The following is a 19,940-nucleotide window of genomic DNA, read 5'->3' as shown; positions in this document are numbered from 1 at the left end:
AGGACGCCGCCCGGGCCTCACGGCCGTGGCTTCAGCGTCCCGCAGTCGGCCGACAGCCATTTGCCCGACACCGTCATCGTCATCTGCTCGGTCTTGCCCTTGGCCGTTGTGTTGACCACCGTGCGGCCGGTGTAGGCCTTGTCGCTGACCAGCGTGTACTCGCCCTCGCCAGTGGTGGGGCGCTCGCCGGTGCAGGCGAACTTGAACTTCATGGTGTTGCCGCTGCGCGTCATCGACTGGCGGGTGCACTGGCCGGCTTCCTGCGGGATCTCGTCACGCTCGACCTGTTCCTTGCTCAGACAGATGCGGATGCTGTTGCCCTTGTCGCCCAGCGCCACGCCCTGCTTGGCCATCATGTCCTGCATCATCTTGCGCTGCTCGGGCGGCAGGCTGGCCATCTGCGCCTGGGCCTGGGCCATGGCCGCTTCCATCTTGCCGTCGGCGGTCTTCATCGATGTGGTGTTTTCCCACAGCCCGGGGCTGAGCTTCTGGGCCTGCACCCCGACCACTGCACCCAGCAGCAGGGAGGCCGCGGCGATGCGCATGCCTGTGTTCATGGCCTTGACCTTTCGCGGTGATGTCATCGGTTCAGTGTGCCACGCAGGGTGGCCGCCGTGGCTGCGCCAGGTCAGTCGGCGCCGCGCACCGGCTCGGTCAGCCGAGGGTCGTCGTGCAGGGCCCAGTAGGCGGCCTGCATCTGCCGCGTCACCGCCCCGAAGTTGCCGGCCGCCCGGCCACCGATCGGCACGCCGTCGAGGCGGTGCACCGCGATCGCGCCGCCGCCGGTGCTCGACAGGAAGATCTCGTCGGCCGAGCGCAGTTCGGCCAGCGCCAGGTCGCGCACCTCCACCGGCAGGCCCATGCCATGCGCCAGTTCGATCATCGTGCGGCGCGAGACGCCCTCCAGCACGCCGCGCGCCGGCGTCACGATGCGCGCGTCGGCGCCCCGGCCCAGCACGGCAAAGACGTTGAAGCCCGGCCCCTCGGTGACATGGCCCGCGGCATCGAGCAACACCACCGTGTCGCCGCCGCGGTCGTAGGCCTGGAACAGGCCCATCACGAAATCCAGCCAGTGGTAGTTCTTGACGCGCGGGTCGACGCTGCCGGCCGCGATGCGCTGCTGGCTGCCCACCACCAGGTCGAGGCCGCGCTTCTGCGCGTCGGGGTCGGCGATCCACACGAACGGGATCGCGAAGGCCATGAAGCGGTTGCGGCAGGTGCGCGGATCGCGCGAGCCGGCTGCCGGCACGCCGCGGGTGCACAGCAGCTCGACATAGGCGTCGCGCAGGCCGGCGCGCTGCACGCAGCCGTGCATCACCTGGCGCATCTGGGCACGCGTGAGCCCGGGGTCCAGACGCAGGGCCCGCAGGCTGGCCTCGAAGCGGTCCAGGTGGTCGTCGAGCCGGAAGAACCGGCCCTGCCAGACATGCGCCACGTCGTAGGTTGCGTCCGAGTGCAGGAAGCCCCAGTCGAAGACCGAGATCTTGGCGTCCTCGGGCGCCACGTAGTGACCGTCGACGAATGCGCATCCCTGCATGGTGGCTCCTGGGCAAATGGGGGGTGACCTGGACGCGATCTTGCCTCAGCACCGCCGCGCCGGGTCGGCGGCGCTGGCGGGAGTGGCTTGCCCTGGGCACCGCCGACGCCGCCGGTTTGACCATGGTCAAGACCGGGGGGCGGCAGGCCGTTTAGCCTGCGGCATCGCGAGCACCCGCGCCCCACGCCCCATGCCGCTCGGCCATCGGCCGAGCACAGGAGACCCCGATGAGCATCCCCATCCGTGCCGACAACGACAACCCGATCGACGATTTCTCGAACTGCCACGTCGGCATCGTCGCCCAGTTGAACGAGATGGCTCGCCTGCCCGGGCTGCTGGAGCCCGCAGCGCTGGCGCGCAAGATCGCCGGCGACACGGTGAGGTTCTTCCGAGAGGCCGTCTACGAGCACCACGCGGAAGAAGAGCGCGAGCTGTTCCCGGCCGTGCTGGCCTCGTCGCAAAAGGGCGACGAGCGCGACACCGTGCAGGCCATCGTCGACCAGCTGGTGCGCGAGCACCGACAGGTCGAAGCGGCTTGGGAGCTGCTGGAGCCCGCGCTCAAGGCCGTCGCCAAGGGACAGGACGCCGACGTCGACGTGGTCGCCCTCGACGCCCTGGTGATCCGCTACCAGGCCCATGCCGCGTTCGAAGAGCGGCACTTCCTGCCGCTGTCGCAGACCATCCTGGGCCGCAACAGCAACCACCTGGCCGCCCTGGGCGTGTCCATGCACATGCGGCACGTGATGCCCGACGTGATGAAGCGGTTCGGGCACCGCATCTGATCGTCGGACCCTCTCGCAGGATCGACCGGGGCGGCGGGCCGCGCGCCGGCTGCATGGGAATGGCGCGGGCGGCGGGGCGCGTGGGAGCCGCCGTCAGGCCGGCCTCAAGTCCAGCCTTCGCAGGCCGATATCCGTGAACAGATGCCTGTTGCCTCCGACGAGACCGCCGCCATGCCCACTGCCCACCAAGACCTTGCCCTGTCGTTGTACGAGCCGCCCGCCAGCCGCTTCGATGCGCCGAAGGCTGCGTTGACGCTGTGCCTGTTCTGCGGCAGCGGCGGGCCGCCGCAGGTGCACGGTGACAGCGCCTGCGCCTCGTGCGGCAGCCCGCTGGCCATGCCGTTCGAGACGGACGGCCAGTCGTCCGAGAACAAGGGCCGGCGCGGTGCGATGCGCCGCCAGCGCGACCATCTGGCGCAGATGCAGTTGCACCCGCGGGCGTCGGCGGTGCCGGTGCGCTGGCGCGACCTGTCGATGACCGGCCTCAGTGTGCTGGCCGAGCAACAGGTGCTGGTGGACCAGGTCATCCGCATCACCGACGACGGCATCGACGTGCTGGCCCAGGTGGTGGACTGCCGTCGCCAGGGGCAATGCTTCTCGGTGCATGCCAAGCTGCTGCGAGCGCGCTTCGCGCACAGCAGCGGCACGTTCGTGCGCGCGCGCGCCTGAACGTCGGGCTGCCCGGCCTTCGCAGGCCGGCCCCCCTGCGCGCCGCCGCACCTCACACCGGCCCACCTTGCGCCGGGCCAGGTCACACCGGCCTCACTCCGTGTCGAGCACACAGCGGGCCAGCGCGTCGGTGATGCGCTCCTCGACACCGTGCATCGCCGACCACCGGCCGCGTTCGCGTTCGGGGTCGTTGCCGAAACCGGTGACCACCCAGGCCATCGCCCGGCCGCTGTCCGGGTCGTAGAACAGGCCGGTGTAGGCGCCGTAGGCCTCGCCCAGGTGGCCCCAGCCGGTGAGGCCGCCCCGCTGTGCCAGACGGTCGCCCCAGCCCGGGGCCGATCGGTCGGTGAAGCGCTGCACACCCAGGCCCCAGGCCTGGAACAGGCCGCCCTGGGTGTCGCCGTTGCTTGCCTCGGCGCCCGCAGCGCCGTTGGCCTGCCACTGCAGCGCATGGCGCTGTGCCAATGCCGCCGCGCCCGGCACGCTGGGCCCGGGGCCCTGGCCCTGCCGCAGCAGCATGGCCAGCAGCCGGGCCAGGCCATCGGTGGAGATGCGCAGGCCGCCGGTGGGCGAGAAAGGGCTGGCGTTGGTGCCGGGCACCCATCGGGCCAGGTCGGGCGGTGGCGGCTCGGTGCCACCCTGCAGATCGTCCTTCTGCGGGTGCCAGGCACCCTCGGGGCGCCAGGTGCCGTCGCCGTCGCGCCGGCGGTACAGCGTGGCCAGGCGCGCCCGTTCGTCGGCGTGCCAGTCGGGCGGAAAGTAGCCGCCGTCGATGCCCAGCGGCCGCAGCACCCGCTGCGCCATCAGGCGGTCGAAGCGCTTGCCGGTGACGCGTTCCATCAGCGTGCCCAGCACCGTCCAGTTGAGGTTGGCGTAGCCGAACCACTGGCCGGGCCGGCCCTGCGGCAGCCAGGCCTCGGGCCGCTGCAGCAGATCGAGCACCGACACCTCCGGCTCGAAGAAGTAGCCCGCCGCGTCGCCCAGCGTGGACGTGTGCGACAGCAGCTGGCGCACGGTGATCGGCTGGTCGGGGTGGCGGGGGTTGCGCACCGGTCTTCCGACATAGCGTTCCAGGTCAGCGTCCAGGTCCAGCAGGCCCTGCTCGACCAGCGCCATGGCGCCGAGTGCGGTCACCGTCTTCGACACCGAGGCCACGCGCACCAGGGTGTCGTGCCGCAGGGGCAGTCCGGTGCCGGGCTGCGCGGGGTCGATCCAGCGTCGACCGAAGGCGGCCTGGAAGCGCACCTGCCCGTCTCGCAGCGCCACCACCGCCAGGCCTGCCAGCGGCAGTTCGGGGTCGTCGGCAATGGCGGCGAGCCGGCGCTCGAGTGCCGGGGCGCAGGCCAGCGCCCCGGCCGTGCGGGGGGCGGGCGTCGGCGGGCCGGGCGGTGCGGTGGCGCAGCCGGCCAGCAGCGTGACGATGCACAGGGGCAGCGCGAGGGAATTTCTCATGCGATCGGTGCGATGGTAGCCCCGTGGTGTGGCATCATCCGCGCCCACCCCGAGGGGCCGCCAGTGCGGCCGAAAACGCGCGCGCCATGGACCTGAAACTGCCCATCGTCATCCACGACGAACTGTCGGAAACCGTTGTCGAGAGCACCGGCATGCTCGACCTGGCCAGCGGCGAGATCTTCGACGTGCGCTACCGCGAGCACAACCTCGAGGCCGAAGGCTTCCCGGCCGAGAGCGAAGACTACGACTTCACCTGCGGCACGCTGAGCAACGGCACCAAGGAAGTCGAGTTCCGCATCGAGGTCGACGTGGTCGGCCGCAAGTACTCGATCACGCCGAGCGAACTGCTCGAGCTGAAGGGCCGCGCGGCCAAGCTGTTCAGCGCGCCGCCGGGCGGCCGCAAGGGCTGAGCGGCACAGGCCGCCCCGGCAGGTCCGGCGCGCCCATCACGGGCCGGCATGATGGGGATCCGCGGGTTCGTGCTCGTCGCAGCCCTGGCGCTGGCGGGCTGCGCGTCGCCGCCGCCACCCGTCGCCGAGCGTGCGGACGTGTTGATGCGAGAACTGGTCCAGCGCCATCGCTTCCAGGGAGCCGTGGTCATGGGCCGCGGCGGCACGGTCGAGTACGCCGCCGGCTTTGGCTGGGCCGATGTCGAGCGGCAACGGCCGTTCACGCCGGACACCCCGACCGATGGGGCCTCGATGGCGAAGACCTTCACCGCGGCGGCCCTGCTGATGCTGGCCAACGAAGGACGCGTCGACCTCGACATGCCGGTGCGCGACATCCTGCCCGAGTTTCCGCACGCCCGGACGCGGGTGCGCCACCTGCTGGCGCACTCGGCCGGCCTCGTCGACTACGACTGGCTCGACCAGCGCGTCGGCCCGGGGCAGCCGCGCACCAATGCCAGCCACCTGGCGCTGCTGGCACGCGACGCGCCGGTGCCCCACTTCGAACCCGGCAGCGCCTTCACCTACGACAACGTGGCCTACGACGTGGCCGCGATGGTCATTGAACGCCGCGCGGGCAAGGCCTATGCCGACGTCATCGCCGAGCGCTTCAGCCTGCCGCTGGGCCTGGCGGCGTTCGTGCGGCCCGCCCGCTTCGCGGACTGGCAGGGGCCTCGCACGAGGGGCTACCGGCGCACGGCCGAGGGCTGGAAGGACCACGATGCCCACGACCACGAGGGCTTCCACGGCGGCGCCAACCTCTACCTCTCGGCGCGCGACCTGCAGCGCTGGGTCGCCGGCTACGCCGAGGTCGTCGGCGCCGCCACTGCCCGGGCCGCCCTGGCCTCGGCACGGCTCGACGACGGGCGCGCCACCGGCATCTCGCTGGGCAGCTGGTACGTGTCGCCGGACGGCACGCGGCGCTACTACACCGGCAGCCACAACGGCTTCTTCAGCTTCGGCTATGCCGATCATGCCCGGAACCTGTCGATCGCCTGGGTCGCCAACGACGCCCCGCCATCGTGGCTGCAGCCGGCACTGTCCCGTGCCCTGGTGGCGATTGCCGAGGGTCGCGCCCCCGAGCGGCTGGTCGCACCGCCCGTGCCGGATGCCGTGGCAGACCCCTCCGGCAGGTACCGCGTGAGCGGCGTCGGCGACGTGATCGTGCACCGCGACGGCCAGCAACTGCGGGTGCGCCACCGCCGCGTGGATTACCAGGGATTCCCTGTGGCCCGCGGGGTGTACTACGTGCCGGGGCTGGACGCCTACCTCCGATTCGCTGCGGATCCGCAGGGGCAGGCCACCCTGACCTGGGATGCCGTCTTCCTCGCGGGGCCGCCGACGGCCCGGATTGGCCCGGGCGAGGATCGGTAGGTCCGCAGGAGGCCGACGGCGGTCGGCGGTTGGCTGTCGGGCGTGGCCTGCGCCACCGTGCCGACGGGCTGCGGTGGCGGCGGTTCAGGTCCGCAGGAACGACAGCAGGGCCTCATTGAACGCCCCCGCGTGCGACAGGTTCAGCCCGTGCGGCGCACCGGCCACCGTGACCAGCTTGCTGTGCGGCACGGCCCGGTGCGTGCGCAGGCCCGAGCCTTCGATGGGCACGATCGCGTCGGCGTCGCCATGGATCACCAGCGTGGGCAGCGTCATCCGTGTCAGGTCGTCGCGGAAGTCGGTTGTGGCGAAGGCGTCCATGCACGCCAGCGCCGCATGCTGGGCCGATTGCTCGCACAGGGCGACGGCTGCGGCGCGCTGCAATTCGCTGACCTGCAGCGTGCCGTCGACCGAGTAGAAGCTGCGCGTGAACTGGTCGAAATAGGCACTGCGGTCCTGCTGCAGCGCCTGCTTCTTTTCCTGTGCGGTCTCGGGCGTGAGCGGCCCGTCCGGGTTGTCGGCCGTCTGCATCAGGTACGGCGGCACGGCCGCCGCGAACACCACGCTGCGCAGCCGCGATGGGCCGCAGCGCGAGACGTAGCGTGCCACTTCGCCGCCGCCCATCGAGAAGCCCACCAGCGTGGCGTCCTCGAGCCCGCATTGCGCCATGACGCGCTGCAGGTCGTCGGCCAGCGTGTCGTAGCTGTAATCCGATGCCGGCTTGTCCGACCGGCCGAAGCCCCGGCGGTCGTAGGCCACCACGCGATAGCCGGCGGCCTGCAGCGCCGACACCTGCGGCTCCCAGGCCTGGGCCGACAGGGGCCAGCCGTGGATCAGCACCACCGGTCGGCCGCCGCCGCCGCTGTCGTCGATGTGCAGGCGCACCGCGCCCGCGGTCGCCTCGTCGGCAGCGCTCGGACTGTCCTGGTTCGCCATTGCACCACCCGCGGCGGCGCCGCCCAGCGCGCCGGCAACGGCTCCCAGCGTGCCGCCGACCACCACGCCCACCGGTCCGGCCACCATGACACCGACGGCGGCGCCCGCGGCCATGCCGGCCACCACGCCGCCGCCCATCAGCGCCGAATTGGCCTCGCGTTCGGCTTCCTCGGGTTCCAGCCGCACCTGTGCCTCGGGATCCGGGTCCTGCGACGGGATGCCGTGGCCGGGGACGGCCTGCTCGGCGAGGTCGCGGTCGGGCCGTTTGGTGCTGGGCGTCGTGGTGGTGGATGGGTTCATGTGTCTCTCCCGAACGAGGTGGCGATGGAACGTTCGGGCGGCTGGCACCGTGAACGATCGACCGACCTTAGGCCCGTGGAGGGGTCACCGTCCGTGCGGCAGCGGACGGTGGCGCCTCGACGCGGGACGAGGCCGCGGGTGTGCCTCGTTGCCGGCCATGCGGTCGGCGAGGGGTCGGGTGCGCCGGCGCCGGGGTGGGACGACCCCTCGGCGCATCGGCCCGGCGTCAGCGCTCGGCGGGCTTCAGCCAGGCGTCGATGTCGGCCGCCGACGGCGGGCCGGTGACGGCGCGGGCGGGCGACCGCGGGCGCAGCAGCATCACGTAGGGCGTGACGCCGCGCCAGCGCGGCTCGACGCCGTGGCGCAGTGCGGCAGCTTGGCCCGAGAAGGCGAACACGCGGTCCACCTGGGCATGGTGCGGGTGCCTGACCAGCCCGTCGTCGTCGTCACCCGGGGCCACGTCCATCACCACCACGATCGTGGCGGCCTTGGCCTTGCGGTCGCGCAGGGCCTGCGTGAGCTTGTCGATGGCGGCGGGGCAGTGGGCGCAGTCGGTGGTCGAGAAGACCACCGCCGTCGGCTGCGTCAGGCCGGCCTGCAGCGCGGCCCAGGTGCCGGGCTCGAAGGCCTCGACGCTGCGGGGCGCGGCGCTGGCCGTCAGGCAGGCGCCGGCACAGGCCAGGGCGGCAAGCAGGCGCGCCGCGGCGCCCAGGTCACGGCGTGGCGATGCGTTCAACGCGAACCCCCTGGGTGGTGCGCCACAGCGCATAGATCCGGCCGGCTTGACTGGCCAGCAGCGGGTGGTCGTTGTCGTCGGTGGTGTGGCCCAGTTCGCGCAGCGCGAAGCTGCGGCCGTCGTCGCGCGACAGCCAGGCGCGCCAGCGGGTGGCCTGGCCGTCGAAGCTGCGCCAGGCGATGGCCAGGGTGGGGCCCACACTCAGCACCGCCGCGTGCTCGGCGCGCTCGTCGGGCAGCGCTTGCGCCTCGCCGTCGGGCGAGCCGTCCGGTTTCAGGCGGCCGTAGCGCACGCGCGATTCGCCGGCGCGCTCGCCGAACCACACCGCGTGGTAGCCGCCACCGGCGGCGGGGGCCAGGCCCGGGCCGTGGTGCGGGCAGGCGTCGAGGGCCCAGCGGTCGAAGGTGGCGCGCACCGGCTCGGCCGCCGCGGCGGCCGACAGCGGCGCGAAGCCATGGTCGCGCTGGTTGGGGGCGAACACGTGGCGCCACAGCGCCACCAGCGAGCCGTCGGGCGCGGGTGCCAGCGCGATGCGGCAGCACTCGCAGCTGTGGTCGGCCAGCTTGGTGTCGGGGCCGAAGGTTTTGCCGCCGTCGCGCGACTCGTTGCGGTAGATGGCGGCGCCGCGGTAGTCGGAGGCGGCGCGCTGGCGCCGTCCGGCCATGCCACTGCTGGCCGCGTGCGAGGCGTGGGCCACCGGCGCGGACGCGGGCGGTGCGGTCTGCGCGTCGGGTGCCGCGCGGCGCGACTGCGCCTCGAGGTCGCGCTTGTCGATCCACAAGGTGTGCAGCGTGCCCTGGCCGTCGAAGGCCACCGACTCGAAGCGGTGCGTGATGAGCTGCCGGTCCTGGTGCACGGTGAACGGGGCCGAGAAGCTGCGCCCGCCGTCGTCCGAGCGCAGCATGCGGATCTGCCCGGTGTAGGGCCGCGCCAGCGGCTCGGTGTAGGTGATCACCGCCTGGCCCTTGGGCCCGAAGGCCAGCTTGGGGCGGTTCTCGCCGTCGGCGGCGATCCGGTCGGCGCCGGTGTCGAGCGTGCGCGGCGCAGACCACTGCCGGCCCTCGTCGGCGCTGGTCTGCACGAACAGGCGCTGCTGCGCATCGAGCGCGACGATCCACAGCTCGCCCGCCGGCGAGAAGGCCGCGCCCATCGCCAGCGGCGGCGGGCGCCTCTTGGCGGCTGGCGCGGCCTTCTCGCNGTGGGTGGCCGCGCCGGCGCGGCGGGCTGGTCTGGCGCCGGCGCGGCCGACTGCGCCCACGCCGGCAGTGCCAGCGCCAGCAGCGCCGCCGCGGCCCATCGGCGGGCGTTCATCGGGGCGCTCCGGCGCGCCGACGGGCCGGTCTCACAGGTCGTACCTCAGGCTGGCGAACCAGGTGCGCTGCGGGTAGGGGTTCGGGTTCACGTAGTACTTGAAGTTGCCGAGGTTGTTGACGCCCAGCGAGGTGGTCCACTGCGGCCCCAGCTTGTACGATAGCTTGGCGTCGAACACGCTGTAATGGCTGACGGCGCCGTAGACGTTCGGGTTGGGGTCGTTGTACTGCTTCGTCGCCGTGTTGAACAGCGCATTGTGCTGTCGGCCGCTGAAGCGGTAGCTGAGGCTGGCGGTGGCCGCGTCGTTGACGTGCCAGGTGCCCACCAGCGTGGCGCGCCAGTCGGGGATGCGCGGCTGCACCGTGCCTTCGAGGCCCGGGTTGCGGCGGTTCTCGATGATCAGCGAATGGGCGTAGGTGACACTGCCGTTGAGGTCGAAGCCGCGCCAGCCCAGGTTGCTGGCCTGCCAGGCGATCTCGACGCCCTGGGTGCGCACCTTGTCGACGTTCTGGATGCTCGAGATGTTGGGGGTGACGGTGACGTCGGTCTGCGAGATCAGCGCGTCGCGCTTGTCCTCGTAGAAGTACGAGCCGCGCAGCATCAGGTCATTGAACTGCTTCTGCACCACCCATTCGGACGAGCGCACCTGCTCGGGCTGCAGGTTGGGGTCGTTGGTGCGGATGTTGTTGGGGCCGTTGAAGGTCTGGAACATCTCGGCCACCGTCGGGTAGCGCACGCCCTTGCCGAACGAGGCCCGCAGCGCCAGCGTCGGCGTGGTCTGCCAGGCCAGGTGCAGCTTGGGCGAGAAGTGCGAATAGCTGCGGTCGCCGTAGTTCAGTTGCCGCTGGGCGGCGGCGCTGCCGGCGTTGAAGTTGCTGCCGTCGAAGGCCTTCCACCACTCTTGCCGGCCGCCGACCACCAGCGTCCAGTGCGGCGCCAGCGCCCATTCGTCCTGCAGGTAGACGGCGCGCGTCTGCGTCTTGCCGAACGAATTGGTGTTGAGCGTGCCGGTGGTGCTGGTCAGCCAGTCGGCGATGGGCGCGGCGGCGGTGCCGTAGGTCACCGACGACAACTCGTAGCGGTCGTGGTGCAGGCCGAAGCTCAGCGTGTGCGCCGGCGCGCCGCCGCCGTTGCTGCGCCAGGTGCCGCGCAGGTCGATGTTGTGCCAGCCGGTGCCCGACGCGTCGGTGAGCTGGCCACCGGGGCGCACCTCGCCTTCGCCCGAATCGAATCCGTTGGTGGGCGTGGCGGTGCGCGAGAGGTCCTTCTGCTGGTCGTACAGGCTGGCGATCAGCTCGCCGTCCCAGGCGCCACCGGTGGCCGTCTTGACGGCCAGGCCGTGCATCCAGTGCTCGCTGCGGCTGCGGCTGGGGGCGGCGGTCGACACGGTGTAGTCGGCGCCGTCGATGCGCACGAACTTGAACGGGTTGGCCAGGGCCGCCCCGGCATTCCACACGGTGCGCCCCTGGGTGTCGCGCAGGTAGCTGTCCACCGAGCCTTCGGACGAGTTCTGCCAGTAGCCCAGCGTGTAGGTGGCGCTCAGCGCGGGCGAGAAGCGGTAGCCCAGCTTCAGCTTGGCCTGGTCCTGCACGGTGTGGTCGATGCCGGTGGTGCTGACGATGATGCGCGGCCGACCGGCCGTGTCGATGTCGCGGTAGACAGCCGAGCCGCTGACGTCGGTGAAGGTGCCCGCGGCGGCCGGCGCGCCGGTCTTGGCCACGGTGTTGCCGAAGGTCTGCGGGTGGCCCTGGTTGTCCAGGTGGTCCAGCGTGAGCCAGTAGGACAGGTTGCCCACCGCGTTGCCGAGCGAGGCGCTGGCGTGGCCGCCACTGAAGCGGTCGTTGGTGCCGTATTCCTTGAAGCGCTGGGTGAAGAGGTCGAACTTGACGTGGGCCTCGAACTTCGTCGGCGTGCGCGTGCTCATGTTCACCACACCGCCGGCCGAATTGCCGGGGTACAGCGCCGAGAACGGGCCGTAGAGGATGTCGATGCGCTCGATCTCGTCGGGCGACACCATGCCCCAGCGCGGCGCGGTGGAGAAGCTGTTGTTGAGGAAGTTGGACAGCAGCAGCCCGTCGGCGTAGACGGTGGTCTGCGCACTGGAGGTGGAGCTGTTGACGCGCATCACCAGGATGCCGTTGCGGTCGCCGATGTAGCGCTCGCGCACATGGGTGCTGGGCAGGTACTGCAGCGCACCGGCGCTGGTGACGGTGTTGATGTTCTCGGCGATGTCCTGCGCGCCGACCGATTCGACGGTGGATGGGACGCGGGCCGCCGGTGCGGCGGTGCGCGCACCGGTGACGACCACCACGCCGTCGGCGGCCGCGGCCAGCGGGGCCTGGGCCAGGGTGGTGACATCGGTGGCGGGCGCGGTCTGTGCCAGGGCGGCCAGGTGGATCGTGCACAGGCAGGCGGCGGCCAGCGCCGAATGCCGGGGCTCGTGGGAATACGACATGGGAAACCTCGTTGCGATGGGCACGCCATGGCGGGCGTGCCGACGCCCGGTTGCCGCGCTTCGGGCGGCAGGCCCGTCGGGGGCCAGGGCGTGGGGTCCAGGGCGCGGCCGTGCCGGCGTCAGGCCGGCGGCCGCGGAGCGTCAGCGGTGGGTGGACCCCAGCGGTGGCGCGCGGGCTGGCGCGGCGCGCCAGGCCACCTGGCGTGCAGGCAGTGCGCCCGGTTCGGTCGGGCAGGCGTCCGCCGCCTCGACCACCGGCAGTCCGGCACCGGCCGGCGTGGGCAGCAGGGGGGCCACGCCGCCGAGGGCGCAGAACGGACAGTGCTCGAGGTGGGCGAGCGGGTCGCCGTGGGCGGGCTGCGGTGTGGGCGCGCCCGCGGCGGCGGCCGACGGCTCGGGCCCATGGGCCGTGCAGATCTGGTGCCAGGGCTCGTGCGACGCTGACAGCGCCAGCGCATGCGACAGCGTCGGCGCCAGCGACAGGCCCAGGAGCGCGAACAGCGCGATCCAGGCCCATGCGCGGCGGTGGCGGCGAAAGATTGTCACCATTTGATTCTAGGGTGGCGACCCCCCTGGCCGGACCCACGGACGGGTGCGACCGATTGCCTCAGGATGCCGCGCGCAAATGCCGTGGCAGGGCTGTGCCGGTGCCGCGCGCGAACCGCACGGGGCTAGGTGCTGCGCAGGGGCCGCACCTGTCCCGCGCGGGGGCTGGCGTCAAGGCTTCGGTGCGCCCATGCCGCCCAGGGCCTTGACGGGGGCGTTCACGGCGATCGTCTCGCGCTTGCCGTCCTTGCCCTCGACGACCAGCGTCAGCGGCACCGACTGGCCGGCGGCCAACGGCGCTTTCAGGTCCATCAACATCACGTGATAGCCACCGGGCTTGAGCTCGACGGCCTTGCCGGCCGGCAGTTCGAGGCCGGGGACGGCCCGCATCTTCATCACGTTGGCTTCCATCACCATCTCGTGGATCTCGACCACGCCGGCGGCCGGCGACGACGCCGAGACCAGCTTGCCGCCCTGGGCCGAGGTGAGTTGCATGAAGGCGCCGGTGGCCTTCTGCTGCACCACGGTGCCGCGCACCCAGGGTTCGGTGACGGTGGTCTGGGCCAGTGCAGACAAGGTGGTGCCGGCGACGGCCAGGGCGACGAGGGAGCGGAGCAGCGACATGGCAATGGTCTTTGTGTGAACGGCAGGTTGGGCAGGGAAGGGTGCACGGCCACCTGCCAGGCGGGGCGCATCCAGGAGGTTAACTGGCGCAGCGCGGCGGCGGTTGACCGGGCGCAGGCGGGCGGGGAAGGTGACGTGGGGGCAACTCACGCGAAGATCGTCGGGTGGAGTTGCCGGCCGAGCCGGCGGATGCCCCGAGGCGTGTGCAGGCCGATGCCGTGCAGATCGGGCCCGTGCACCACGATCAGGCGCTGGCCGCGGCCGGCCGGGGTTTCCAGGGCGCCGGGCGCGTGCAGCGCCAGTGGCAGGCCGTCCTGGGCGGCCGTGCCCGCCGGGTTGGTCAGGATGAACTCGGGCGCCGCGGCGATCATGGCCTGCCGGCCCATGGGCTCGAAGCCGTCGAAGGCACCGGCCACGTTGTCGGTGCCCAGCAGGCCGAGCAGCGCCGACATCGCGTTGCGATGGCCGGCCACTCGCAGGGGCTCGCGCTCAACAGCCCGCACGAACAGGGCGCGTGGCCGCCGGGGCACGCGGGCGATCAGCCGGGCCACCCCTTGCATGTCGCGCTGGAACCGGGCCACCAGGGCCTCGCCTTCGGCCGACTTCTGCAGCATGGCAGCGACGATGCGGATGCGGCGTGCAACGCCCGCCGCGGTGGGTTCGCTGTCGACCACGTGAACCCGGACGCCCGCCTGGTGCAGCTCGTCCAAGGTCCGGGGGGTGGCCCATTCGGCGCCGATCACCACCCGGGTGGGGTCGGCGGCCAACAGTGGATCGGCCGACGGCTCTGGCATCTCGGGCAAGCGCGGCACCGGGGAAAGTTCGGCGAGGTGATCGGCATCGTGGCCCACGGCCACGAGCAGGTGCGCGCCACCGAGTGCCACCACGATCTCGGCCAGGCCCCCGTCGGTGACGACCAGCCGACCTGTGGCCGGCCGGGCCGTCGCGGGCACGAGCCCCACGGCGAGTGCGCACAGGGCTTGCCGTCGTGCCAGGCCGCCCGAGGCAGCGCCGGCACGGCCCAGGCCCCCGTGGGCGGCCGTCCGGGTGGTGCGGCCGGTGGCCGGCGCTCGGCCCGCCGCGACGGGCGATGCCGCGTCGCCTCCACCGGGCGCCCAGTCGGCTTTGGTGCGTGGGGTGTGCGTCATCGCAGCGTGGGGCTTTGAAGCTGATGTCATCCGAAGGCGAGCCTTTTGCCGCTCAATGCCGGTGCAGCTGATGCCGGGGCGCCGACGCCGGATGGCTGTTGGGCGCCGATGCGGCCGGCGCCGCCGGGTGGGCCCCATGCGCGCCTGCATGGCCAGGGGGGCCATCGAGGCGCAGCAGCCCGTCGAAGGTGGAGAACAGCGCGCGCTGCTCGGCCGGCAGGCGGGCCTCGGCCACGTCCATGGCCCTGACCAGCGCCACCGCGTCGACCGCCGGCAGGCCGGCGTCGCGCAGCACGTCGAGTTCCTTCAGTCCGTCGCCACCGCAGGCCACCACCACCCAGCCGTGGCCGCTGCGGCGCAGCAGCGCGCGGCCACCGCGGTCGCCCTGCGTCCAGCCGGCCAGCCCGTGGATGCCGATCACCGCGATCGGTGCCACGGTCAGGCGGGCCTCGGGCTTGTCGAAGCTGTCCATCAGCACGTCGCGGATGGCATCGGCGAAGGCGTGGTCGGTGGCCGTGCCGGTGCGCGGCAGGATGGTGGCTGTCAGCAGCAGCACCGAGATCGCGAATACGGCGATATCGAGCCAGATGGAAGGGATTGGTCGCAGTGTCATGCCAGCGGACTTTCGCTGTCCTCGACGCCGTCCGACCGCATCCGTTCGGCCGGGATTCGACAACGTTTCGAGGCGGTCGTTCGGGCCAGCGCCTCGAAGCGCATGGCCGACACGGCGCTGCCAGGCACCAGGGCAAGGAAAATCGGTCGCATGGGTGCGGGCTCGGTGGGGCCCGCGGCGGGCCTGCAGGTCGGGCACGGCGGGCGGTCTGTTTTTGGGGCACCCCGTCGGGCGTGGTGCCGTGTTCGGGCGGTGGACCGCTGGGCGGTGCAGGCGACGGACGGAGCCGAGAGCGTGTGAGTGCGAGTGCGTCCGTGCGTCGTCCTGCCCCGCGCCTGCGTCGACCGGCGAGCGCGCGCCGGCAGCTTGCCGTGCGGTCGCTCGACTGTCTCGGGGCGGAGGTCAGCCGGCCCAGGGCGGCGCGCGCGGCTGGGCAGACGACCAGGCGGCCTGGACGCTGGGGGCCGACAGGGCGCGCAGCGTCAAGGCCAGCGACAGGGCGGGGGCATCGACCGAGCCCACCAGGGCGGGTGGCGGGCCGAGCGCGCCGCCATGGGTGGCGCAGAAGGCACAGTGGTGGCCCAGCGGCGCCACCGGGCCGGGGCCGCCGAAGCCCTTGTGCGTATTGCCGCGGGTGGTGCAGACCTCGTCCCACGGCGCTGCCGCGGCCCGCACGCGCGACAGCGAATGCGAGACGGCCGGCGCCAGCGTGGCCAGCACCAGGGTGACCAGGGTCACCCAGGAGGTTCGGCGGTGGCGCAGGTTCGGCGGCGTCATGGCTCAGTGCAGCGCCATCGAGGTGCGGGGCTCGGCCGCCGCGGGGCGCCGCCGCGGCCGTGCCAGTCGGCGCCAGCCGGTGACCACGGCCGTGAGGCTGAGGCCCAGACCGGCCAGACTGAAGCCGATCATCCAGGCGTCCCACACCGGCCGGGACTGCAGCAGCACCGGCAGGTCGAAGCTGTGCAGGAAGGCGAAGAGCCAGCGGTCGACGCGCCGGTGGCCGTCGGTCACATGGACGATGCTGCCGGTGCGCGGGTCGACGGTGACCCAGGTCTCGTTCGGGTCGTCGAAGCGCAGCCGCCACACCGGCAGCGGGCGCTCTCGCTGGCCGGTCATGGTGTGCGGTTCACGTCCGTAGTAATAGCTGTCGTAGCGGGTGACCAGCGTCTGTTCGACGATGCGCGCACGGGGCAGCATCGCCGCTGCGGCGGGCAGCCACTGGTCGGTGGGCACGCCGTCGGCGAGCAGGTCGCGCTCGCCCAGCAGCCAGGGGCCGCCGGCGCCGGCGGCCTGCACATGGTGGACGCCGCCGATGCGCCGCCATTCCAGCTCTCGGGCCGCGTGGCCCTGTGCCTGCAGCCGTTGCAGCGCCGTCGCGGCCGGCATGGCCTGCCCGGGCAGCAGGGGCCCGCCGGCGAAGGCCTGGCGATCGGGCTTGGGGCCGGGCGCGTCGAACACCTTCCAGGGGTTGACCGACAGCAGGCCGCTCAACACCCATGTCAGCGCCAGCAGGCCGCCGACCATGCCCAGCACGTGGTGCCAGCGCGCCATGAACGTGCGGTAGGGCGTGTGGGTGCCGCCCTTGTAGGTGCCGCGGAACCGCCAGCGCCAGACGCCGACCACCAGGCCGGTGACGGCCGACACCGTGCCTGCCACCGCCAGCCAGACGACGATGTCGTGCCACCACGCATCGACCGCGCCGCCGCGGAACATGTACAGCCAGTGCAGCCAGGCGCCCAGCCAGCCCCAGGTGCGTTCGGTGAGGGTCGCGTCGCGCACCACTTCGCCGGTGCGGCTGCTGACGTAGAGCCAGCGCCCCTCGGGGTCGTCCACCCCGATGCGGTGCAAGGGACGGTGGACGTCGAGGGCGCGAGAGTGCGTCCACGCGTCTTCCTGCACCGCACCGAGGTGGACCCCGGAGACCCCGCCGGCAAAGTGCCGGGCTGCGGCCAAGGCGTCTTCGGCGGCCACGCTGGCGATGCGCGTGCCGCTGAGCGCGTTCACCGCCACGGCCACCTTGGGGCCGTCGGTGAACAGGTAGCGGGGCTGCCCGGCGACGCTGCTCAGGCGCCACGTGGCCGCGGCGCCGGGTGCCTTGCCGGCGGACTTGTCGGAAGGGGCCAGCCCGGCAGCCCGCAGCGCCTGGTCGAGCGGCACGCAGCAGCCGGCGGCCGGCAGCGGTGGCAGGCCCTGCAGCCGCTCGTCCGGCGTGAGCTTGGGGTAGCCCACGTACAGCATGACGATGCCCGACAGGAACCACGCGGCCATGACCACGCACAGCCCGATGCCGAGCCAGCGGTGCACGAGGTAGAGCCAGCGCTTCACGGGATTCAGTACTTCCAGTCGGCGCTGACCGACACCGAGCGCGGTGCGCCCAGGTAGACCAGGTTGTTGCCCACCGTGGCCGCGTAGGTCTCGTCGGTGAGGTTGTTCACCCGCGCGCGCAGCGACAGCTGGTCGTTGACCTGCCAGCTGGCGCCCAGGCCGATGAGCCGGTAGCCGCTGTCGTACAGCGTGTTGGCGGTGTTCGCGTAGCGGCGGCCGACGTGGCGCAGGTCCATCGCCAGCGAAAGCGCGGGCAGCGGCTGCCAGGTGGCGGTGGCGCCGGCCACCCAGGCCGGCGTGTTGGCCGGCGTGTTGCCGGCGCGCGAGACGGTCTGGGTGCCGACGGTCTCGACGAACTGGTCGAACTGCGCCTCGGTGTAGCTGGCGTGGCCGCTGAACTGCCACTGCGCCGATGGCCGCCAGCGGCCCGACAGCTCGATGCCACGGCTGGACTGCTGGCCGATCGGGATCACGCGGCTGCGGTCGGCCGGGTCGGTCATCGACAGGTTCTTGCGCGTGATGTCGTACAGCGCCAGGGTCGCGTCGCCTCGGCCGTTGTCGAAGCTGCCCTTGGTGCCCAGCTCCACCTGCCGGCCGCGGGTGAGGTCGAAGTCGCGCAGTGCGGCGAAACCGGCCGTCGCCAGCACGCCGGACGGCGGATCGGCCGCGGTGCTGAACTGCGCATACACCTGCCAGGCCGGGCTCAGCTCCTTGACCAGGCCGAGGCGGCCGGTGGTGGGCGTGAAGCGGGTGTTGAACTGCGCCGGGTTGGTGGCGGTGACGGCGCGGTGGTTGCGCACCTCGAGGTCGATGCGGTCGGCGCGCACGCCGCTGATCAGCGAGAAGCCGCTGCCGAGCACGGTGCGGTTCTCGGCAAACAGGGCCAACGTGTGCAGCAGGTTGGTGGCGCCGGGCACGTGGCCGGGCACCACGCCGGGCGTCTGATAGAAGAAGGTGTCGGACGGCGCGTAGGGGTCGGTGCGGCCGAAGGGCCCGTTCACCGACAGCGGGAAGCGCGTCTGGCGGTTGTAGCTCCAGTCCCAGCCCACGGCGAAGTCGGAGCGCAGGTTGGCCAGCTGGGTGCCGTGGCTCAGCTCGCCGCGGCTGCCCCAGACCTGCTGGTCGTGGCGCTGCAGCAGTGCCGACGAGCGCTCCACCTGCGCGTTGTTGGCGACGAAGGTGTAGACCTCGACGTTCTCGTAGTCGCGCAGCGCGTCGTAGTGGTACAGGGTGTGCGTCAGCCGGGTGGCAGGGGCAAGCTGCCAGTTCAGGATAGAACGGGCCCAGGTCACGTCCTGCTGGTACCGGCCGTCGACCACGTTGTAGTTCACGCCCACCGTGCGGGGATCGATCTGCACCGGGTTCAGCACCGCGTTGGCGGCGTCGCGTAGCAGTGGCGTGCCCCAGTAGGGCTGGTCGACGCGCTCGTGCTGCTTTTCGAGCGACAGCGTGTGCGTCAGGCCGGCGGCAAGCGGCGCGAGCCACGAGGCGGCGGCCTGCCAGGTCTTGCGGTCGTCGCCCTGTGTCCAGACGGCGCCGCGCGTGGTGTTCAGGTCGAGCCGCAGCACATGGCCGCTGCCCACGCCGCGCTGTGCGCTGAGCGCCAGCTGCTTCTGGTCGCCCAGGCCGAGCCGGGCATGCGTCAGGTCACCACTCGCGTCGGCGATCTTCGTGATGACATTGATCGACCCGCCCACCGCGCCCGAGCCGTTGAGGAAGCTCGAGGGCCCGCCGATGGCTTCCACCCGGTCGACGATCCAGCTGTCCACGGGCCGCGCGGCGATGGCGTCGTACTGCACGCTGATGCCGTTGTGGAGCTGGCCCAGGCTGGCGGAGCCGAAGCCGCGGTAGAACACCGAGCCCGGCGCGCCGGGCTGGGCGGAGAAGCTGACGCCCGGGATGCTTTCGAGGATCTGCTGGGTGTCCAGCGCACCGGTGGCGTCGATCTGGGCGCGGTCGACCACGTGCACGGTGGCCGGCGTTTCGCGCAGGCTGATGCCCAGGCGCGAGGTGCTGGAGGGGCGGGCGTCGAGCTGGCCCGGCGCGGTGCCGGTGACCAGCACGGTCTGGCTGGCGGCCGAGGCCACGGTGCCCGATTGGGCCAGGGCGGAGAAGGGGACGTGCACGAGGGCCAGCATGGCCAGTGCAACAGGCGTGGGATGGGTGCGCATGGAGAAACCCGGAGCGGGCGAACCTGGGGATGACGGGCCACGGTCGACAACGACCGGGCCGGGGCGACGGCGCGCCGATCGGCAGGCGCAGCGTCACGCAGGGTGCGTGGCGCGGCTCAGCCGATGGCGGAGGTCAGCAGGCCAGGGGAGGGGCGCGTGCCTGCGCCGGTGCCCACGCGTACAGCGGGTGGGTCGACAGCAGGAACAGGCGCGGCACGGCGTGGGACAACGCCGGCGCATCGGCCGATGCCGCCGGGGCGGGCGGCAGGCCGAGATCGTCGCTGTGCAGCGAGCAGAACGGGCAGTGGTCGAGCAGGTGGAGCGCGGGGTTGGTGGTGGAGCCCCCGCCGTGGCCGCCATCGGCACTGGTCGTGCAGATCTGGCCCCAGGGCGCCAACTCGCCTTGTGCGAAGGTCAGCGCCCGCGCAATGCCGGGTGCCAGCGTGGCCAGCACCAAGGCCACCAGGGTCAACCAGGTGGCGAAGCGGCGGTGTGGGCGCAGGACCGACATGTTGCCG

The 19,940-nt window shown here is 72.4% G+C and carries 19 protein-coding genes; 4 read left to right on the top strand and 15 right to left on the bottom strand.

The window, feature by feature from the left end; all coding sequences use genetic code 11:
* Positions 1-17: 17 nt before the first annotated feature.
* The gene (locus EOINJALH_RS11620) at positions 18-584 is read right to left on the bottom strand and encodes a DUF3617 domain-containing protein (RefSeq protein WP_234413799.1); all 567 of its coding nucleotides are present in this window, start codon (positions 582-584) and stop codon (positions 18-20) included.
* A gap of 44 nt (positions 585-628) precedes the next feature.
* Positions 629-1,537 (bottom strand): aminotransferase class IV, encoded by a 909-nt coding sequence (locus EOINJALH_RS11615; protein WP_088280519.1) that lies wholly within the window; start codon positions 1,535-1,537, stop codon positions 629-631.
* A 227-nt stretch (positions 1,538-1,764) separates the two neighbouring features.
* Here EOINJALH_RS11615 and EOINJALH_RS11610 point away from each other — a divergent pair, with 227 nt between their 5' ends.
* Together EOINJALH_RS11610 and EOINJALH_RS11605 are read left to right on the top strand one after the other, a co-directional pair.
* Positions 1,765-2,319, top strand: a complete 555-nt coding sequence (locus EOINJALH_RS11610; RefSeq protein ID WP_088280518.1) for a hemerythrin domain-containing protein — start codon at positions 1,765-1,767, stop codon at positions 2,317-2,319.
* Between the two features lie 171 nt (positions 2,320-2,490).
* Positions 2,491-2,988 (top strand): hypothetical protein, encoded by a 498-nt coding sequence (locus EOINJALH_RS11605; RefSeq protein WP_144289983.1) that lies wholly within the window; start codon positions 2,491-2,493, stop codon positions 2,986-2,988.
* Between the two features lie 93 nt (positions 2,989-3,081).
* Here the strand turns inward: EOINJALH_RS11605 and EOINJALH_RS11600 are convergent, their stop codons facing one another.
* Positions 3,082-4,440 carry a serine hydrolase gene (locus EOINJALH_RS11600; protein ID WP_088280516.1) on the bottom strand — a complete coding sequence of 453 codons (1,359 nt, stop codon included), beginning with the start codon at positions 4,438-4,440 and terminating at the stop codon, positions 3,082-3,084.
* A gap of 86 nt (positions 4,441-4,526) precedes the next feature.
* On the opposite strand from EOINJALH_RS11600, the gene EOINJALH_RS11595 reads away from it, so the two are divergent.
* Entirely contained in the window at positions 4,527-4,850 is a 324-nt protein-coding gene (locus tag EOINJALH_RS11595) for a hypothetical protein (RefSeq protein WP_088280515.1), read from the top strand.
* 48 nt (positions 4,851-4,898) lie between these two features.
* Positions 4,899-6,260 carry a serine hydrolase gene (locus EOINJALH_RS11590; RefSeq protein ID WP_088280514.1) on the top strand — a complete coding sequence of 454 codons (1,362 nt, stop codon included), beginning with the start codon at positions 4,899-4,901 and terminating at the stop codon, positions 6,258-6,260.
* A gap of 84 nt (positions 6,261-6,344) precedes the next feature.
* On the opposite strand, the gene EOINJALH_RS11585 is transcribed toward EOINJALH_RS11590, so the two are convergent.
* The 12 genes from EOINJALH_RS11585 to EOINJALH_RS31780 form a co-directional block, all read right to left on the bottom strand.
* Positions 6,345-7,493 (bottom strand): alpha/beta hydrolase, encoded by a 1,149-nt coding sequence (locus tag EOINJALH_RS11585; protein ID WP_310732302.1) that lies wholly within the window; start codon positions 7,491-7,493, stop codon positions 6,345-6,347.
* 226 nt (positions 7,494-7,719) lie between these two features.
* On the bottom strand, positions 7,720-8,229 hold the full coding sequence (locus EOINJALH_RS11580; RefSeq protein WP_088280513.1) for a hypothetical protein: 510 nt from the start codon (positions 8,227-8,229) through the stop codon (positions 7,720-7,722).
* A gap of 1,342 nt (positions 8,230-9,571) precedes the next feature.
* Positions 9,572-11,995 carry a TonB-dependent receptor gene (locus tag EOINJALH_RS11570; RefSeq protein ID WP_088280512.1) on the bottom strand — a complete coding sequence of 808 codons (2,424 nt, stop codon included), beginning with the start codon at positions 11,993-11,995 and terminating at the stop codon, positions 9,572-9,574.
* A gap of 141 nt (positions 11,996-12,136) precedes the next feature.
* On the bottom strand, positions 12,137-12,541 hold the full coding sequence (locus EOINJALH_RS11565) for a DUF2946 domain-containing protein (protein WP_158219730.1): 405 nt from the start codon (positions 12,539-12,541) through the stop codon (positions 12,137-12,139).
* A gap of 171 nt (positions 12,542-12,712) precedes the next feature.
* Positions 12,713-13,165, bottom strand: coding sequence for a copper chaperone PCu(A)C (locus tag EOINJALH_RS11560; protein WP_088280510.1), 453 nt, complete (start codon positions 13,163-13,165; stop codon positions 12,713-12,715).
* A 146-nt stretch (positions 13,166-13,311) separates the two neighbouring features.
* On the bottom strand, positions 13,312-14,313 hold the full coding sequence (locus EOINJALH_RS11555) for a hemin ABC transporter substrate-binding protein (RefSeq protein ID WP_234413798.1): 1,002 nt from the start codon (positions 14,311-14,313) through the stop codon (positions 13,312-13,314).
* Positions 14,314-14,365: 52 nt separating this feature from the next.
* Positions 14,366-14,926 (bottom strand): copper uptake system-associated protein, encoded by a 561-nt coding sequence (locus EOINJALH_RS11550; RefSeq protein ID WP_144289982.1) that lies wholly within the window; start codon positions 14,924-14,926, stop codon positions 14,366-14,368.
* Positions 14,923-15,078 (bottom strand): hypothetical protein, encoded by a 156-nt coding sequence (locus EOINJALH_RS32715; RefSeq protein ID WP_234413797.1) that lies wholly within the window; start codon positions 15,076-15,078, stop codon positions 14,923-14,925. The genes EOINJALH_RS11550 and EOINJALH_RS32715 overlap by 4 nt, the downstream gene beginning before the upstream one ends.
* A gap of 250 nt (positions 15,079-15,328) precedes the next feature.
* Positions 15,329-15,703, bottom strand: coding sequence for a DUF2946 domain-containing protein (locus tag EOINJALH_RS11545; protein WP_088280507.1), 375 nt, complete (start codon positions 15,701-15,703; stop codon positions 15,329-15,331).
* A gap of 3 nt (positions 15,704-15,706) precedes the next feature.
* Complete coding sequence (locus EOINJALH_RS11540) at positions 15,707-17,251, bottom strand: PepSY-associated TM helix domain-containing protein (protein WP_088280506.1); 1,545 nt, start codon at positions 17,249-17,251, stop codon at positions 15,707-15,709.
* A gap of 5 nt (positions 17,252-17,256) precedes the next feature.
* Positions 17,257-19,422, bottom strand: a complete 2,166-nt coding sequence (locus EOINJALH_RS11535) for a TonB-dependent siderophore receptor (RefSeq protein WP_088280505.1) — start codon at positions 19,420-19,422, stop codon at positions 17,257-17,259.
* Positions 19,423-19,555: 133 nt separating this feature from the next.
* On the bottom strand, positions 19,556-19,933 hold the full coding sequence (locus tag EOINJALH_RS31780; RefSeq protein ID WP_158219728.1) for a DUF2946 domain-containing protein: 378 nt from the start codon (positions 19,931-19,933) through the stop codon (positions 19,556-19,558).
* Positions 19,934-19,940: the final 7 nt, after the last annotated feature.

Origin of the sequence: Ideonella sp. A 288 (assembly GCF_002198735.1) — a bacterium.
Taxonomy (GTDB): domain Bacteria; phylum Pseudomonadota; class Gammaproteobacteria; order Burkholderiales; family Burkholderiaceae_C; genus Pseudaquabacterium.
The sequence above is the reverse complement of the archived record's forward strand: the minus strand, read 5'-3'. Positions and strand labels throughout refer to the sequence as shown.

Excerpts from the sequence above, each read along its gene's own strand:
- EOINJALH_RS11590 (WP_088280514.1), top strand. The coding sequence starts at position 4,899 with ATGATGGGGATCCGCGGGTTCGTGCTCGTCGCAGCCCTGGCGCTGGCG.
- EOINJALH_RS11615 (WP_088280519.1), bottom strand. The coding sequence starts at position 1,537 with ATGCAGGGATGCGCATTCGTCGACGGTCACTACGTGGCGCCCGAGGAC.
- EOINJALH_RS11545 (WP_088280507.1), bottom strand. The coding sequence starts at position 15,703 with ATGACGCCGCCGAACCTGCGCCACCGCCGAACCTCCTGGGTGACCCTG.
- EOINJALH_RS11600 (WP_088280516.1), bottom strand. The coding sequence starts at position 4,440 with ATGAGAAATTCCCTCGCGCTGCCCCTGTGCATCGTCACGCTGCTGGCC.
- EOINJALH_RS11620 (WP_234413799.1), bottom strand. The coding sequence starts at position 584 with ATGACATCACCGCGAAAGGTCAAGGCCATGAACACAGGCATGCGCATC.
- EOINJALH_RS11585 (WP_310732302.1), bottom strand. The coding sequence starts at position 7,493 with ATGAACCCATCCACCACCACGACGCCCAGCACCAAACGGCCCGACCGC.
- EOINJALH_RS11595 (WP_088280515.1), top strand. The coding sequence starts at position 4,527 with ATGGACCTGAAACTGCCCATCGTCATCCACGACGAACTGTCGGAAACC.
- EOINJALH_RS11610 (WP_088280518.1), top strand. The coding sequence starts at position 1,765 with ATGAGCATCCCCATCCGTGCCGACAACGACAACCCGATCGACGATTTC.
- EOINJALH_RS11605 (WP_144289983.1), top strand. The coding sequence starts at position 2,491 with ATGCCCACTGCCCACCAAGACCTTGCCCTGTCGTTGTACGAGCCGCCC.
- EOINJALH_RS11560 (WP_088280510.1), bottom strand. The coding sequence starts at position 13,165 with ATGTCGCTGCTCCGCTCCCTCGTCGCCCTGGCCGTCGCCGGCACCACC.
- EOINJALH_RS11555 (WP_234413798.1), bottom strand. The coding sequence starts at position 14,313 with ATGACGCACACCCCACGCACCAAAGCCGACTGGGCGCCCGGTGGAGGC.
- EOINJALH_RS11550 (WP_144289982.1), bottom strand. The coding sequence starts at position 14,926 with ATGACACTGCGACCAATCCCTTCCATCTGGCTCGATATCGCCGTATTC.
- EOINJALH_RS11535 (WP_088280505.1), bottom strand. The coding sequence starts at position 19,422 with ATGCGCACCCATCCCACGCCTGTTGCACTGGCCATGCTGGCCCTCGTG.
- EOINJALH_RS11570 (WP_088280512.1), bottom strand. The coding sequence starts at position 11,995 with ATGTCGTATTCCCACGAGCCCCGGCATTCGGCGCTGGCCGCCGCCTGC.
- EOINJALH_RS31780 (WP_158219728.1), bottom strand. The coding sequence starts at position 19,933 with ATGTCGGTCCTGCGCCCACACCGCCGCTTCGCCACCTGGTTGACCCTG.
- EOINJALH_RS32715 (WP_234413797.1), bottom strand. The coding sequence starts at position 15,078 with ATGCGACCGATTTTCCTTGCCCTGGTGCCTGGCAGCGCCGTGTCGGCC.